This is a genomic window from Rhodococcus sp. NPDC057529 (genome assembly GCF_042802055.1).
Lineage (GTDB): Bacteria > Actinomycetota > Actinomycetes > Mycobacteriales > Mycobacteriaceae > Rhodococcus_F.
Genome location: NZ_JBHVEY010000033.1, coordinates 44,629 through 61,235, shown reverse-complemented (window position 1 = coordinate 61,235; position 16,607 = coordinate 44,629). Strand labels below are relative to the sequence as shown.

Annotated in this window: 10 protein-coding genes and 1 pseudogene; 2 read left to right on the top strand and 9 right to left on the bottom strand. The window is 62.7% G+C overall.

From position 1 onward, the window contains the following. Positions 1 to 28 precede the first annotated feature (28 nt). Positions 29 to 792 (bottom strand): annotated as a pseudogene (locus tag ACFU5V_RS39110) (phosphoadenosine phosphosulfate reductase family protein). Positions 793 to 1,028: 236 nt separating this feature from the next. Between ACFU5V_RS39110 and ACFU5V_RS39105 the strand changes: the two are divergent. Next, positions 1,029 to 1,208, top strand: coding sequence for a hypothetical protein (locus tag ACFU5V_RS39105; RefSeq protein ID WP_378706309.1), 180 nt, complete (start codon positions 1,029 to 1,031; stop codon positions 1,206 to 1,208). A gap of 160 nt (positions 1,209 to 1,368) precedes the next feature. Here ACFU5V_RS39105 and ACFU5V_RS39100 read toward each other — a convergent pair whose 3' ends face one another. From ACFU5V_RS39100 to ACFU5V_RS39090, 3 genes are all read right to left on the bottom strand, one after another. Beyond that, positions 1,369 to 3,006 (bottom strand): amidohydrolase, encoded by a 1,638-nt coding sequence (locus ACFU5V_RS39100; RefSeq protein ID WP_378706307.1) that lies wholly within the window; start codon positions 3,004 to 3,006, stop codon positions 1,369 to 1,371. A gap of 181 nt (positions 3,007 to 3,187) precedes the next feature. Then, entirely contained in the window at positions 3,188 to 4,450 is a 1,263-nt protein-coding gene (locus ACFU5V_RS39095; protein WP_378706305.1) for an MFS transporter, read from the bottom strand. Positions 4,451 to 4,632: 182 nt separating this feature from the next. Beyond that, the gene (locus ACFU5V_RS39090) at positions 4,633 to 5,658 is read right to left on the bottom strand and encodes a LysR substrate-binding domain-containing protein (RefSeq protein ID WP_378706303.1); all 1,026 of its coding nucleotides are present in this window, start codon (positions 5,656 to 5,658) and stop codon (positions 4,633 to 4,635) included. Positions 5,659 to 6,044: 386 nt separating this feature from the next. On the opposite strand from ACFU5V_RS39090, the gene ACFU5V_RS39085 reads away from it, so the two are divergent. Then, positions 6,045 to 7,040 (top strand): LysR family transcriptional regulator, encoded by a 996-nt coding sequence (locus tag ACFU5V_RS39085; RefSeq protein WP_378706301.1) that lies wholly within the window; start codon positions 6,045 to 6,047, stop codon positions 7,038 to 7,040. 104 nt (positions 7,041 to 7,144) lie between these two features. Here the strand turns inward: ACFU5V_RS39085 and ACFU5V_RS39080 are convergent, their stop codons facing one another. The 5 genes from ACFU5V_RS39080 to ACFU5V_RS39060 form a co-directional block, all read right to left on the bottom strand. Continuing rightward, positions 7,145 to 7,732, bottom strand: coding sequence for a MarR family winged helix-turn-helix transcriptional regulator (locus tag ACFU5V_RS39080; protein ID WP_378706299.1), 588 nt, complete (start codon positions 7,730 to 7,732; stop codon positions 7,145 to 7,147). A 60-nt stretch (positions 7,733 to 7,792) separates the two neighbouring features. Beyond that, positions 7,793 to 9,016, bottom strand: coding sequence for a CaiB/BaiF CoA transferase family protein (locus ACFU5V_RS39075; RefSeq protein ID WP_378706344.1), 1,224 nt, complete (start codon positions 9,014 to 9,016; stop codon positions 7,793 to 7,795). Between the two features lie 224 nt (positions 9,017 to 9,240). Continuing rightward, positions 9,241 to 10,740 carry an aldehyde dehydrogenase family protein gene (locus ACFU5V_RS39070; protein ID WP_378706297.1) on the bottom strand — a complete coding sequence of 500 codons (1,500 nt, stop codon included), beginning with the start codon at positions 10,738 to 10,740 and terminating at the stop codon, positions 9,241 to 9,243. A 495-nt stretch (positions 10,741 to 11,235) separates the two neighbouring features. Beyond that, a complete protein-coding gene (locus ACFU5V_RS39065) occupies positions 11,236 to 12,666 on the bottom strand; it encodes an amino acid permease (RefSeq protein WP_378706295.1) in 1,431 nt (476 codons plus the stop codon). A 262-nt stretch (positions 12,667 to 12,928) separates the two neighbouring features. Beyond that, positions 12,929 to 16,312, bottom strand: coding sequence for an NAD-glutamate dehydrogenase domain-containing protein (locus tag ACFU5V_RS39060; RefSeq protein WP_378706293.1), 3,384 nt, complete (start codon positions 16,310 to 16,312; stop codon positions 12,929 to 12,931). Between the last annotated feature and the right edge of the window lie 295 nt (positions 16,313 to 16,607).

Below are 16,607 nucleotides of genomic sequence, written 5' to 3'. Positions count from 1 at the left end.
GTGAGCGTGGCGACGAGAGGCGCTCAGCTCAGTTGGCGGATGCAGGGAAGGGAAGGGCGTGGACGAGTTGTTCGAAGAGGGTGGGCCATCCGCGGCGTAGCCAGGTCAACCGTCCCCGGTCGAGGTGGTTGCCGTCGAGCAGGTGTGAGAGGCGGTGCTGCTGTTCGGGAACGCCGAGCTGAGTGAGTTTGTCGTAGACCGGGTTCACCGGAAGCCGGTTCCGGGGGATGTGCGCCCAGACGTCGGCGGTGGTCCAGTTCCAGATCGGCCCGTACGCGATCGTGCCATCCGCGCGGGCGATGGTCCCGTCGCGGCGGCCGCCGCGGGTGTAGAGGTGCCGGCGGGCGGCGGATTCGTCGGCGCGGACACCCCACAGCTCACCGGGCCCGAGCACGGCGTGGGCGCGGCGGGCGGGTTCGGTGATCAGCACCTGGTGCAGATCCACCCGCGCGGCCGCGGGATCGGTGGGGGCGGTGTGGTCCCACAGTCCGGAGTCGGCGAGTACCTGCAGCGGTGGCGGGTCGGCGGGGATGCGGTGCAGATCCAGTCGCCACCGGTCGGCGAGGTTGGTGAGGTAGTCGTAGGTTTCGGGGTAGTCGAGGCCGGAGTCGAAGAACACCACCGGAACAGCGGGTTCGACGCGGCGGACGAGGTCGAGGACGACGAGGGAGTCTTTGCCGCCGGAGAACGCCATGTACCCGTCATGGGCGGCGAGGTGCGCCTCGATCCGCGCGGCGATGTCCGCGATGGCCGCGGCACCGGTTTGGCCGACGGTGCCCGGAGCCCGCGCAACGCGGCGAGGTCCAGGCCTGGGTCCGGTGTCGTCGTCGCCACGATGGTCAGGCTACGACGTCGCCACCGCACGGCGCCGAACAGCTCCGCTCCCGCGTCGACACGAAGACTATGGCCCATGTGGGTGCTCATAGCCGGAAGAGGGACACACGAATTGTGTCGGGTGCGGCGCTGAGATGCGACATGGGCCGACTCCGATCCCGGGCACCGGAGGTGTGCTGCGGTTGAATGGGGGCATGGGGTCGTCCGCGGTGGAGCAGCTGTGGCAGACGTTGTCCGAGAACGAGTTGGCATTGGTGTGTGTCCGGAGCCCGCAGTGCGAGTGGGCGGATCTGATGACAGCTGGGGACCACGGGGCGGGGGCGCTGACCTGGCTGGCCCGGGAGACGAGCGAGGTCGCCGAGCAATACCTGTGAGGCGACGGCTATCGCGCACCGGCGCCGTGACGGAGCCGAGCCTGAGTGCGGCAGAGGCGAATCGTCGGAATGGTTCAGGCACCGCGACTCTGATGCCCGCACGAGTGCCACCAACGTTGTGCGGTTTGTGTACTTCCCGTCGCGGTGCCATTCGTCGCCATCATCGATGCCAAACGCGCTCCCCGCCGACCCACGTGGAGACGATCTCGACGTCACGTATCTCTGTCGGGTCGACCTCGAAGATGTCTCTGCTGAGAACAGTGAAATCGGCGAGATACCCCGGCGCGAGCCGCCCCTTGACGAGTTCTTCTCCTGTCGCGGCAGCCGACCCCGATGTGTACACGCGCAGTGCATCCTCGACGCTCAGCCTCTCGGCCGGGCCGATGACCTGCCCTGTGGAAGTTGCCCGAGTCGTCAACGACTGAATCGCACTCAGGACCGACGCCGGGCCGCACGGATAATCCGAGGAGCCGGCGACGGTGACACCCGCGTCGAGAAGGGACCGGTGACGAGCAACCTGAGCCGCCCGCTCCGGCCCGTACAAACGCAACAGTTCGTCGCCGTGGTGGCTGACGAAGCCGCCGAAAGGCACCGGTGTGACGCCGGCTGCAGCGATCCGTTTGATCAATCGATCGTCGAGGATGCTGCAGTGCTCGATGCGGTGATTGACCGATACGGCCGGCCTCTCGAGTTGAGCTGCCTCGATCGCATCGAGGACCTCGCCGATCGCAGCATCTCCGTTCGCGTGAATGCACACCCGAATCCCGCGGGTGTGGAGATCGACGACGGCCTCGGTGAGGTCGGCAGGCCCGAGCACCCTGATGCCGTTGCCGGTCCCGGTCGTGCTCTCGTATGGCTCTGCGCACAAGCAGGTGCCACCGGACAACGCGCCGTCGTACATGAACTTCACGCCGATCAGCCGAAGCCACTCGTCGCCGAATCCGGACGACATTCCCAACGACGTAACGAGGTCACGGTAGGTATGCCAGACTGCCATGGAGACCCGCGTGGTGAGCCGCCCGTCGCGGCGAGCTTGGTCGTAGGCCGCCCAGATCTCAGGCGTTACCAGCGCGTCGGTGTACGACGTGATGCCCTGCGCATTGAGGTAGGAATTCTGACTCTCCAGCGCGTCCACCATGATGGCGGTGGGCAACGCGGGCAGCAGTGGCCGTTGCCCCGACCCCGCCCACGCGACACGCATATGGGGAGCCTCGTGCAGCCAGCCGTCCAGAGCTCCGTCCGTGTCCCGTGTGAACACCCCACCGGCATAGGAGTCGGGGTCACTATCGGGGAGGATCTCATCCAGTGCAGCGGAATTCGCGACCGCTGTATGCCAAGTCGAGCCGATGACATAGATCGGATGATCGCTCGAGACGGCATCCAGCGACTTGCGGTCCAGCTTCATTCCGGTGCTGTGAACCACGTCGTAGCCGACCCCGACTACCCATTGCCCGGGAGGGGTGTCTCTGGCTTTCGTGCGGAGAACCGCCAGGGCTGCCTCCGCCGATGGAGCTGGGCCAGGGCCAAGGTCGACGCGAAGCTGCGGTTCGGCGGCGAAGAAGGGATGCAGGTGCGCGTCGTTGAAACCGGGAACCAACAGCGCGCCGTCCACATGGGTTGTCTCTGCGTCGGGGAAGCGCGCGGTCAGCTCGGCAAGACCACCCGTATCCACGATCCGCCCCGCCAGGAACGCAATGCCTTCCGGGGCATCTTGGGTCAAGGTGACGATCCGGGGACCGTGCACGATCTGAATTGCGGCGTCGAGGGGGCGAGACACAACTTTCTCCGTTTCTTGCATCAGGAATCAACCCCACCAATGTGCGGATGGCCATTGCTTCCCAGGCGGCGGCTTTCGCCGAACTATGTGACTGTCGAGAGTCGATCAGTGACCGAAGGGCTCGGTGTGACGGGTAGGGGCTGGTGGCGTCCACGCCACGGGCAACTGCTCACCTTGGCATCGAGCGTCGGTGCTTCGAATGTCATCCCATCCTGTGACGAGTCTCGGGAACTCGCGTGGCCACGAGGACGACGAAAACGAGGGCCGCGGCGGCAGCCATGTAGTAGCCGGGCGCTGCCGGTACGCCAGTGGAGGAGACGAGCAACGTGCCGACGAGCGGGGCTGTGCCACCGAACAATGCGTAGGCACCGTTGTAGCTGATTGCAGCCGACGTGAATCGTGTACGTGTGGAGAAGATTTCGACAAAGAACGTGTAGCAGCCGCCGCCGTAGACACACAAGGCCAGAACGAACACCAGCTGGCCGACGATCGCATGAGCAAGGCTTCCGCTGGTCACGAGGAGGAAACAGGGAATCGCGGCGACGGCCAGGGCTGCGGATCCCGCCACGAGCATCGGTTTCCGGCCCACCCGGTCGCTGATGATGCCGGTGAGCGGTAGGACGAGCGCGAAAGCAACCAGTGCGACGGCATTCGCGAGGAGTGACTGCTCCCGGCTGAGTTCGCCTGCAGTCTGGACGTATGCAACGAAGTAGCCGGAGACGAAGTAGAAGCCCATCGCGCTGAGGCCCATCACCACGATGACCTGGCCGATTCGGAGCTTGTTGTGGCGCAGCGTATCCCGAATCGGTGTGAGTTCGGCTTCCTCCTGTTTGGCCAGCACCTCCTTGAATGCGGCACTTTCTTCTGTCTGCGTACGGATCCAGAGCCCGACTAGCGCGAGCGGGAGGGCGAGAAGGAACGGGATTCGCCATCCCCACGACATGAACTGCTCCGCGGACAGCGTCTGTGACAGCACGAGAATGAGTGTGCCGCCCAATACGGAGGGGAGTGCCGTTGCTGCGAGCGTGATGTTCAACCACATCCCACGACGTTCGACGGGAGCATGCTCGAAGACGAAGGCGGGCGCGCCGACCGATTCGCCTCCGGCTGAGAACCCTTGGATCAGCCGACATAGGACGAGAAGCGCGGGAGCGAAGGCGCCGATGGCGCCGTATGTGGGCAGGAGACCCATCAACGTCGTCGCCAGGCCGATGCTGAGTAGTGTGATGTAGAGCACCGGGCGGCGACCCATCCGATCGCCGAGGGCGCCGAAGAATAGTCCACCGATCGGTCGCGCGAGAAATGCGACACCGAACGTTGCAAATGTCGAGAGCAGTCCGCTGGCGGTGCTCGATCCAGGAAAGAACAATTCTGCGAACACGACCGCCGACAGGCCGTAAAGGGCGAAGTCATAGAATTCGATGAACTGTCCAACGCTGCCACCGGCGAGTACCTTTTTCTGCAAGCCGCGACTGCTCGCCGCAGACACGTGTGCGTTTGGAGTTGTTGTTGCCACGATCAGTCGCTCCAGCGTTTTGGGTGAGTCGCAAACCGGCTCACATCGGCATCTTCCGTGGTCGAGTGGCCCACGTCACTGATACTTGTCCGACCATTAGTGCCCTGTCCAACGGACGTTATCGAAAGCGCTCATCGAGAAAGTCGATTAGCGGGATCGCCGTGGGCCGGCCACTCGATTGATCCATCTGACGTGCGTGTTTGCTCCGCGTACAGGGTGCGGCACACGTCCTCGAAGGCGAGCGCCTTCCGGGTGGGCCGCGCCCCATGGGCGTGAACGACCAGGACTGAGATCCCTGGAAGCTCCTCACGGATCGGTACGCGAACAATGTCGAGCCCTGCGTGCGTCCTATTGTGGGGGAGCCGCTGGTTGAGTAGAGAGTATCCATGATCGCACGCAACGAAAGACCGGACGGTCTCGTAGCTTGATATGCGGAACCGTATATTCGGCGTAATTCCCACAGAATCAAATAGCCCCATGTAATAGTCGCGAGTATGGGGCAAATCCAGCAGAATCAGCGGATCATCCGCGAGTTCCTCCAGGCTGACACCGTCAGTTCGATTGGCGAAGCGGTGATTGGTCGAGACCACAATATGCGGAAAGATTCGGTCAACGGTTTCCGTCGTGAACCCAGGGCCAAGGCCGACGTCGTACATCAGCGCGACATCGCACCGCCCCCTGAGTAGGGCCTGCCGAACCGATTCCTGATCGCCTTCGAGGAAGCTCATCGAGACTGCCGGATGCGTCCGCTCGAAAGCGCTGAGGATCAGTGGTGCGCGGAAGGAAGCCAATGGGGCAAACAACCCCACGACGAGTTCGCCCGCGAGATCGTCGATGTCACCGCGTGCGGTGACGAGTAGCCGATCCGCATCCTCGAGCAGGTGCAATGCCTCGTTCAGCAGGCGTCGACCGGCCGGCGTCACCTCGAGTGTCCTTCGAGGGGTGCGCTCGAAGAGTTGAACGCCCAATGTGTGTTCGAGATGGGTGATCGCGGAACTCAGCGTCGATTGTGAGGTACTGAGTTCGCTTGCTGCAGCCGTCATGCTTCCAATTCGCGCCACCGCGCAGAAATAGCGCAGCTGCACGAGGGTGTAGGACTTACTCGTCCTGCTCAATTGCGGCCTCCGTTCGGCATCGCTCGTTCTCTGCGTGTCCATCTGCAGGTTTGCGTACCAGTCGCAGGCTCGACGATCGGCTGCAAGATCGGCACCGGATGCGAGATAGCGTTTCGAACACTTCGTCCAGCCTGAGTCGACGTGAGGACATCGGCAAAACCGTTCGGGTCTGCAGATGCGACAAGACCCGTACCAAAGTCGCAGGTCATCGACCGATGATAGCCCGACGCCGACGGTGTGTGCAGGACCGATATCCCCTAGCTGTGCTGCACGAGGAGTACACACGATGCGGAGCTCAGCACTATCGCTCTCGCAATGGGCGATCCGAGCCAGATATCCCACCCCCTCTGGAAAAGCCCGACCTCATACTGCGCGTTGACTACTGCTCTCGCCGACTAACGCGGCTGTTGCGCATAGGCTCATTGGTTATGACAGATGGTCCACAGGGAGAGCGTTTCGCTGAGGGCAACCCGGAAGACTCGCATCGTGCGCCGGGAACCCCGGACCCGCGACGCATACGATCCGACGACCTGCGCTATTTGCTGGCGGTGGCAAAGACCGGTCGTCGCACCTCGGTCGCTACCGACATGGGGGTGGACGAGACGACTGTCACCCGGCGGGTTCGCTCGCTAGAACGCGTCATGGGTGTTCGGTTGATCGAGCGTGGGGCAACCGGGTGGGAGCTAACGGAGATGGGGCGCGCGGTCGCGGCCGCGGCACAGCCTATCGAGGCCGCGGTGGAGCGCGCCGTCGACGCCGTAGCGGGCGGATCTGCGGCATCACTCCGTGGAACCGTCCGAGTAACTGCTCCGGATGCATTCGGTGCGTACTTCGTTGCACCGGCGCTCGCGAAAATGAGGCTCCGCCACCCCGACCTGACAGTGGAGTTGATCACCGCAACACGTCAACTCAATCTGCATCAGTCGGGATTCGATGTGGCAATCGCGGTGGGGGCACCGATCAGTAGTCGACTTGTTTCGACGACCATTGCTCATTACGCCCTGGGGCTCTACGTGACCGACGGGTTCCTCACCCAGTATGGTTCCCCGACATCAATCCACGAGGTTCGCAACTTCCCGATCGTGTGGTTCATCGATTCCATGCTCCAGGTCGGTGATCTCGATCTCGACAAGCATCTTCCTGGTGCAACAGCAAAGTTCATGTCTACGAACGTCCTTGCCCACGTGGAAGCCACCCGGGCAGGTGGCGGAATCGGCCTTCTTCCTGCCTTTCTCGCCGTTCGCTATCCGGAACTTCGCCGCATCCTTCCAGAAGAAGTGGACGTCAGAATCGCCTATTCGCTCGCTTTGCGACGTGAAAGTATGAACAGCCCGGCGGTAGAGGCTGTTCGCGCGGCGATCCGCGCCGAGGTCGATGAGCGGAAGTCGGAGTTGATTCCGCCAGCCGAAGGCGTTGAGGCCTGATACCCGGTCGGTACGCTCGAACGTCCGGCCGCAACCGCCTCACCTACCGGACACGGTCGGTCCGAAGATCGCAGGACATGCCACCTACCCGGAGCCCGCCAACTTCACGGAGGACCAGCGCTGCGGCGCACTACCGGCATACCCGCGCCACTGGTGCCGGCAGCGCGCTCGAGGACATCGAGAAAGTCCCGCAGCGTCAGGGACAACGACTGAGCAGCATCAGAGAAGCAATCGAAACGCTGTCTGTCAGAGGGCAAGGCATTGTCCAACACGCGCGTCGCAAGCTGGACCCGCTCCCTGCCAGCTGCTGTGATCGACACGATGGTCGAACGTCTATCTTGCGGGTTTCGATACCACTCGACAAGGCCGGAGCACTCGAGCCCTTCGAGCATCGTCCGAGTTGTCGTGCTGTGCCGATCGAGTGCGTGGTCGAGTACGACCTTGTCAATCGTCCCGTCAGCTGTCCCCGCGACAAGATTGAGCAGTTCGTAGCGCGGATAGCTCAATCCGTGCGGCTGCAGGAGCGCTCCCAGTAGATGCTTCAACGCGCGTTGAGCATGCAGCAAATCGCTCAGCGCCACTGACAGAGTCATCGTGGAACGACCACTTTCCTCAGGCGTGTTGTCCACTTGCATCATGAGTGAAGATCTATCCTGCGCTCGTCCGAAGGGCTCTTCTCGCTCGACCAGCACTCACAAACCTCGGACGAGGAATGATCCTGCGCACCGCGTGCTAGCTAGAACCGCCGATCGTCACTGGACCGGTTCGAATACCGCCGGATCTGCCGAATACGAGTCGATGTCGCTCGACTCGTCAAGCCAGTTCTCGATCGCGGCCGTATGCTCCCCCAGAGCCGGCGGAGCCTGGTGTCGAGACCTGAGCAGCGAGCTGCCATCCGCCGTCTCCATCCGCAGTGAGGGGCCAGGCAACTTGACCGGCCCCACGACCGAATGATCGACCTCGATCAACAGGCCCTGGCTAAGGGTCTGATCCCAGGTGTACACCTCGTCGATCGTGCGGATAGCCCCAGCAGGGACCCCGGCAGTGTTGAGCTTGCGAAGAACGTCAGCGCGGGACTGAGTGGCGAATGCATCCTCGATCGTGGCGACCAGATCAGAATGGTTCTTGACCCGGTGCGGATTCAACGCGAATCGCGGATCTGCTGGCGCAATACCGGCTACCGGGGCGAACTTCTGCCAGATCGCTTCGCTACCCACCGCCACCTGCACAAATCCGTCCGCGCACCGGAAGCTACCGTAGGGTGCGATTTGGGGGTGGTGATTGCCCGTGGGTTGCGCCACTTGCGAGCCCACCGTCCACTTGGTCCCCTGGAACGTGTGTGCGCTGATCGCGGCGGCCAGCAGAGATGTGCGTACCACCGAGCCGCGCCCAGAACGCGCACGTCCCGCGAGTGCGGCGGACACACCTGTTGCTCCGTGAACACCGGCAAGTACGTCAGCAATCGGAACTCCGATGCGCGTGGGCCCCGTCTCCGGACTGCCGGTGACCGACATCAGGCCGGCCTCGCCCTGTGCGATCTGATCGTATCCGGCACGCGCACCTTCGGGACCGTCGTGTCCGAACCCCGTGATCGAGAGCAGCACAAGACGGGGGTTCAACCGCTCGAGTTCCTCGGCGGAGAATCCAAGTCGGTCGAATGCGCCGGGTCGGAGGTTCTCGATCAGCACGTCGGCGCGGCGAATCAATCTCCGCAGCACCTCTTTGCCACGCTCGGACTTGAGGTCGAGCTGGATGGACTCCTTGTTCCGGTTCGCCGACATGAAGTAGGACGACTGGGGATCTTCGTCGGGGCCGACGAAAGGCGGCCCCCAAGTCCGCGAATCGTCACCGCTCCCGGGTGACTCCACTTTGATGACGCGGGCACCGAGATCACCCAGCATCATCGCCGCAATCGGCCCGGCGAGTGCCCGTGACAGATCCAACACCAAAATGTCGTTCAGTGGGCCTTCGGTCATGTTGATCATCCGTTCTCTGGAACATGTACTGCTGCACACGATCAACGGGGAAGACTTGCGTCGATGCCGTGACCGCCGTGCAGTTGCGTGATGAGTGAAATCGGGACGTACCGCGGTGGTGGAGGCGGGAGGGCCCGCCGACATGGACGCCGTTGTCCGTCTGGCGAGCCCTCCCGAGCTTGGCGCGGGATCGATACGCGGGATCGATCCCGCGGGGAAGGTGACTATCGAGACCGAAGCCGCACGTTGACCTGCTTGGTCTGCGTGAACCCGGCGATCATTCCTTCCAGAGCCACTTCACGCCCGAGTCCGCTCTGCTTGTATCCGCCATAGGACTGACCGACCATCTGGCCGCCACCTTGGTTGACCTGGACCCAGCCTGTTTCGAGTGCGTGTGCAGTCGTCAGTGCGCGATCGATGTCACGGGTCCAGACGTACGCCGCGAGGCCGTAGTGCGAGTCGTTCGCCATCTTGATAACTTCAGCTTCGTCGCGCCAGGGGATGGCAACCAGGACAGGACCGAAAATCTCCTCGCGCGACAGACGCCACGCGTTGTCGGCGCCAGAAAACACGGTCGGACCCATGTAGTAACCGGCGCCGTCGGCCGCCGCAGTCGAGCCGTTCAGCGCAACCGAAATGCCGGACGTGCTCAACCCGTCGTCGACGAAACTGGACACCGAATTGAACTGAGTCTCATTGATGATGGCGCCCATGTCGGTAGCCTCGTCCAGCGGATTGCCGACGACCTGGCCGCCGAGGACGCTCACGAGTCGATCGAGAACGTCGTCGTAGATGTCCTCATGCAGGAACAGGCGGGAGCCGGCAGTGCAACTTTGTCCCTGCCGATGCACACGGGACGAGAGCAGCAGGTTTCCGATCAGATCATCGTCGCTGGCAGCGTCGGGGAAGACAATGGACGGGTTCTTGCCGCCGAGTTCGAGCGATACGTGCGCCAAACGGCCCATCGCCTCGCGTGCAACATGCTTGCCGACCGATGTGGAGCCGGTAAAGGAGACCTTGTCAACGCCCTGGTGCTGGACGAGAGCTTCTCCCGCCTCTCGCCCCGACCCGGTGATGACGTTCAGCACGCCTGCCGGCAGGAACTCGGCGCAGATCTCGGCAAGCAGAAGCAGACTCAGGGGAGCGGCCTCTGCGGCCTTCGCTACGACGGTGTTTCCGGCGGCCAGCGCCGCCGGGAACTTGAACCCGGCGATCATCAGCGGCGAATTCCAGGGCAGGATACAACCCACCACACCCAACGGCTCCTGCCGCGTGTACTGGAGTTGGTCGTCTCCGGCCGGAAGGACGGTGCCCTTCACTTCACCTGCTACGCCAGCGAAGTATCGGAACAGATTTGCGGTTGCTGCAACCTCCGGCCGCGCCTGTGTCCGGATCGCATTCCCGGTATCGAGTGCGGTGAGTCTCGCCAGCTCTTCGCCGCGCTCTTCAATAGCGTCAGCGATCTGACCGAGAGCTCGCTGGCGGGCCGAGAAGTGCAGGCTCTTCCAACCCGGGAACGCCGCGCGAGCAGCATTCACCGCGCGATTGACGTCCTCGCTGGATGCCGCCGGCGTACGGCCGATGACATGGCCACGAAGAATCGGAGTCGTGACCTCACGCCACTCGGAGTTGGCCGACTCCACCCATTCGCCGTTGATCATCATCGGGTAGTCTCGCGGCTCCGGGATCCCCAGGCTTTCGGGCGCGATCTGAGTAGATGTCATTCTGGAACTCCTTTGAGGTGTTTTCACTCACGGCACAGCGAACATTCGACAAGTGCGCTGATGGAGGATTGAGGTGAGGGACGGCGGCGAATTTTCGGGCGGCGGTCCTGCTCCACAAATACTGTGTGACAGTAACTTTGCTCTATTCAGGTGGGAACGTCAAATGGCTGTTCTGCGCGTAGCTCATGCAAAAATGCACGGCTTGTGCGATGGCCGCCGGATGACCAACGGCCAGTTCGTGGAGGGCATTCGAGAACGGTGCGAAACGTTGATTCGTATGCATTGCAACGATTCCTGCGCGTCGTCGAGAAGCTGAAGATCGTTCTGTCTGAGCTGAGTTCGTATGCGCGCAAAACTGGATACGTGGCCGTGGACTGTGCATGGGCCAGTCGTCTCATTGCCACTGCATCCGTTCGAACCGCACCCCTATGCTCACGGGTAGCGTCGCACGCCGCGCAACCTGTGTGTACGCGGCGTGCGGAGGATTTCTGCAGGTCAGCGCGGGTCGATGTTCCCGACAGGCTCAATCGGGGCGGCGGACGGCTCGTCATCGACGGTCCGTGCATCAGCGGGCCCGCGTCGGCGATTGAGGTAGACACCAACCGCGATCACGGTCCCAGCAAGTGCGAGGGAGAGGAACATCTGGCTTCGGGTCCCGGGCAGGACGACCATCCCGATACACAGTCCGACGATCGCGAGGATCGTCAGCCACGTGAGGTAAGGGAACAGCCACATCTTCAACTCGAGTCGCGTCCCGCTGGCCTCGAGGCGTCGGCGCATGCGCAGCTGGGACACCGAAATGACCAGCCAGACGAAGAGAACGATGGCGCCCGAGGAGTTCACCAGGAACAGGAAGACGGTATCCGGGTAGAGGTAGTTCAGGCCCACGGTCACGAAGCCGACGATCGTGGAGATGAGGACCGCTCGGCGCGGCACGCCGGAGGCGCTGATCGAAGACAGGGACGCCGGTGCGTCGCCGCGCCGGGAGAGCGAGAAGAGCATGCGACTCGCGGTGTAGAGCCCGGAATTGAGGCAGGACAGGACCGACGTCAGGACGATGACGTCCATGATGTTGCCCGCGGCAGGGATACCGAGGTTGTCGATGACCGCGACGTATGGGCTCAGGGCGACCGAAGCGTCATCCCACGGAAGGAGCGTGACGACGATGGCAATCGAGCCGATGTAGAACACGAGAATGCGCCACACCACCGACTTCACCGCACTACTGACTGCCGCGGTCGGATTGGCGGACTCACCGGCCGCAATGGTGGCGATCTCGGCGCCGAAGAACGAGAACACCACGACGAGGATGGTCGCGAAGACCGCTCCACCCCCGTTGGGGAAGAAACCGCCGTGACCCGTGAGGTTGGTCAGCCCAGGAGCCTCGACTCCGGGCATTGCGCCGCAGATCGCAAGCACGCCGACCACGAGAAAGATGACGATGGCCGCGACCTTGAACGAGGCGAACCAGAACTCGAACTCGCCGAAGGACTTCACAGAGGCAATGTTGGTCAGGGTCAGCACAACCATCAAGATCAGCGCCCAACCCCACTGTGGTACGTCGGGTATCCATCGATTCATGATCACCGCGCCCGCGGTTGCCTCGATACCGAGGACGATGATCCAAAACCATGCGTACAGCCATCCGACGGTGAATCCCGCCCAGCGGCCGATCGCCCGGTCGGCGTACGCGGAGAACGACCCTGTCTCAGGGTGGGCGGCTGCCATCTCACCGAGCATTCGCATCACCAACACGACCACCAGGCCGGCTGCAGCGTAGGACACCAGGACGCCGGGGCCGGTCTCCTGGATTGCGGCACCGGACCCGACGAACAGGCCGGCTCCGATCACTCCCGCGATGGCGATCATGGACAGATGGCGCTTCTTCAGCGTGTGTTGCAACTGAGGATCGGTTACACCGGACATTTGGGGGGAGCCTCTCGATGACCAGACTGACCTGACGCGATTGGTGGCGGGTCGATCTGTGTGATGAATCACGACGTCGATGTGTGCGAAGACACTGAATTCGACTTGCAGTCTATTGAATTCGTAGCTAGCGAAGTTGTCAATAGGTGATGTGAACAGCTGCAAGACTATGAAAACGCAGCGACGCCCGACGGTGCGGCTGTGGTCGAAAATCTCAGCACAACAACACCGTCGAGCGTCACATCTATAGAGGAATGCGTAGTCAGAGTGCAGCGCTTCCGCTGCGCGCGAACACCGGTAGCTGAATCTCCGTGGTGATCATGTTTCGGATCTGCAAAGCTGCGACCGACAATCGTGTGACCGAGAGTTCGCCGTCGGCGAAGATGGCGGCAAGCGTCCGACGCCCTCGACCGACCTGCGTGCCATTGGATTGCTCCCAGGCTTCGACTCTCTCCTCGGGACTCCAGTCGGGCGATGTGCTCCCGAGAACGTCGCGCGTGAGCATCTTCAGTGACCGGTACAGATCGTCCCGCAAAGCCATGCGCGCGAGCGCATTCCATCGGTCATCGCGCGGCAGTGAGGACACAGCGGCGAGCGTGCGGTCGATCTCCAGGCGATCGGACAGAGCGAAATACAGATCAGCGGCGTCGTCGAGATAGCTGCCCGCGGCAGAGGCGACATCGACGATATCCAGCAGGCAGTACCGATACAGCAGCTCACTGATTTCAACCGCCAGGTCCTCCGGTGTGCCTTGCTCGACCCAGCGGTTCACATTCGACTTCACGAACTCGGCTTCCCCGCGCCTGAGGCGGTCGGAAATCTTGGGGGAGAGTTGAGCAACCGGAAGCAGGAAATGGTCGATGGCAGCCGTGATGTCAAGCGGCTGAGGGCGATTGGTGAGCAACCACCGCGCGGCGCGGTCGAGCAGTCGGCGTGCCTCGAGGGCGAGGGCCGACCCAAGCGGTTTGGGAATGTCCGATTGGCGAATCCTCTCCCAGAGCTTGTCCATGCCGAAGATCGTGGTTGCGGCCACATGTGCACGCACGACGTCGACTGAACTCGCACCGGTCTCCTCGCCGAGCCTGAATGCGAACGTGATACCCCCGGTGTCGACCATCCGGTTGACCGTCTGGGTTGCAATGATCTCCCGCCGCAGCGGATGGTCGTTGACAGCGTCCGGGAAGGATTCGGTGACCTGGTGCGGAAAGTACCCGGTCAACGTATCCCTGAAGATGTCGAGGTCGGGCACCTCGCTGCTGAGGACGTCATCCTTGATGGCCAGCTTCACATGAGCCAGCAAGGTTCCGAGCTCAGGGGATGTCAACCCATTTCCTTGTGCGACCCGAGTGGCGATCTCACGGTGGTTCGGAAGGGCCTCGAGTTCTACGTCGAGCCCGCGAGTGGCTTGCAAGTGCGAGATGAGGCGGCCGTCCGTCTGGGCGCGATCGGAGGCGTGGGCCCGACTCTCACTGAGGACGGCGTTGTGGCTCGCGTTCTCGCTGAGAACCAACCGTGCGACATCCGCCGACATGCTCTCGAGGAACTCGGCGCGCCTGGTACCTACGAGTTGCTGATCCCCTCTCAGCGAGCTGAGCAGGATCTTGAGGTTGACCTCGTGGTCAGAGCAACTCACGCCGGCGGAGTTGTCGATGGCGTCGGTATTGATTCGGCCGCCGGACTTGGCGTACTCGATCCGCCCCCGGGCGGTGAGGCCGAGGTTTCCACCTTCGACGACAACCCGGCACCGAAGTGCCCGACCATCGACGCGCAACGAATCATTCGTCTTGTCGCCGACAGCGAGGGTGTCCTCGTCGCTTGCTTTGACGTAGGTGCCGATACCGCCATTCCACAGCAGATCGACTGGTGCGCACAGAATTGCCTGGATGAGTTCGGGTGGGCTCATCCGCGTGTGCTCGGAGTCGATTCCAAGTGCCTGCCGGGCCTGAGGGGACAGTGGGATCGACTTGCGGGTGCGATCCCAGACGCCACCGCCCTCGCTGATCAGCGAGGCGTCATAGTCTTGCCACGAAGATTGGGTGAGCGAGAACATGCGCTTCCGCTCGGCGAAGGAGATGGAGGGGTCGGGATCCGGGTCGATGAAGATATGCCGGTGGTCGAACGCAGCGACTAGCCTGATCCGATCGCTGAGCAGCATCCCGTTTCCGAAGACATCCCCGCTCATGTCTCCAATCCCGACAACGGTGAACTCATCGCAATCGGGATCGAGGTCGAGTTCACCGAAGTGCTGGCGAACACTTTCCCAGGCACCTCGCGCCGTGATGCCCATGGCCTTGTGGTCGTACCCGACGGATCCGCCGGAAGCGAATGCGTCTCCGAGCCAGAAGCCGTACTGAGCAGCGACCTCATTGGCGATGTCGGAGAAGCTGGCCGTTCCCTTGTCCGCGGCCACGACGAGGTAGGTGTCCGAGTCGTCGTGGCAGACGACGTTGTCGGGATGATGCACGGTCCCCAGGTCGTGCGAGAGGTTGTCGGTGATGTCCAGAAGACCGGAGATGAAGGTCCGGTACCCGGAAATTCCCTCCTCCCGGGTTATCTCATTGGTTCCGACTCGGTCATCATTTGTGGCGAATGGCTGCTTCACGACGAAGCCTCCCTTTGCACCGACCGGGACGATGACGGCGTTCTTGACTGCCTGCGCCTTGACCAGGCCCAAGACCTCGGTCCGGTAGTCTTCGCTTCGGCTTGACCAGCGAAGACCTCCCCGAGCCACCGAGCCAAATCGCAGGTGCACGCCCTCCACTGTCGGCGAGTAGACGAAAGTCTCGATTTCTGGTCGCGGGAGGGGCAGCTCGTCGATGTCGCGCGCATGCAATTTCAGGGACAGGCACGGGCCGGCACTCGACGGGGACTTCGCGATGTAGTAGTTGGTTCGCTGGGTCGCACGGATGAGCGTCAGATATGCGCGCAGGATCCGGTCGGCGTCCATGCTGACGACATGGTTCATCCGGACGACGACGGCGTCGACAGCATCGTCGATCCCGGGCGACGGGTCAGTGGTGCGTAGCGCCGGGTCGAAGCGTGCTTCGAACAAGGACACGAGTGCTCGCGTGGTTCGTGGGTTGTCTACCAGGACGCTCGCGATACGCTCCGGGCTGTACGGGAAGCGGGCCTGTTTGAGGTACTTACCGTACGCGCGCAACGCGGTCGCTTGTCGCCAATCGAGGCCGGCGTGGACAACGAGAGCATTGAATCGATCTGAATCGGCGCGAGAGGTCCACGCAGCACGAAACGTATCGAGGAAACGGGTGCGGAAGTCTTCCTCACCGAACAGTGCCGTCAGACCGTCGCGCGGCGCACCTGAGACGTGCAACCCGAAGTCATACACCAGGCAGCGCAATCCGTCCTCGCGGACCAGGGCGGTAGTGCGTTCGTCGACGACTTCCACATCCATTCCGCGAAGAATCTGCAGCACACGACTCAGTGACACTCCTCCGTCACCGGTGTAGAGCACCATCCGAACTGCATCATCGGCGGTTGCGCCCGGGCGTACGGAGAGCTCGAGATCGCCCTTCGCGAGACCGCGAAGAATGCCCCAATCGACGTTGCGTGCCGAGTAGTCGGGATCGACGTCGAATCCCTCGGGCACGGCGTCGGATACCGCCTGCGTCTCCGCGTGGTAGAACATGTAGCTTCTCCGATTCAGATGTTGTTGTAGTGCTGTGGGACAGCGAGTTTCCTAGCCGGAGCTGTGGGATTCGATCCTGGATATGCGCAGGGTGCCCTGACGGACAGTGTCACTGTCTCTGATTCCGTGCCAGGTCCGAGAGTCCGCATTGCCGTGATGGATACGTACTTCCCTTCCGGCCTCACCGGACCCATCTGTTGAGTCGGCAGGAGAGGCGCCGGAGTGGGGGGGGGGGGGGGGGGGGCGAGGGCAAAAAAACAAGAAACGCAAAGGGCCCCCCCACAGGGGAAAAGAA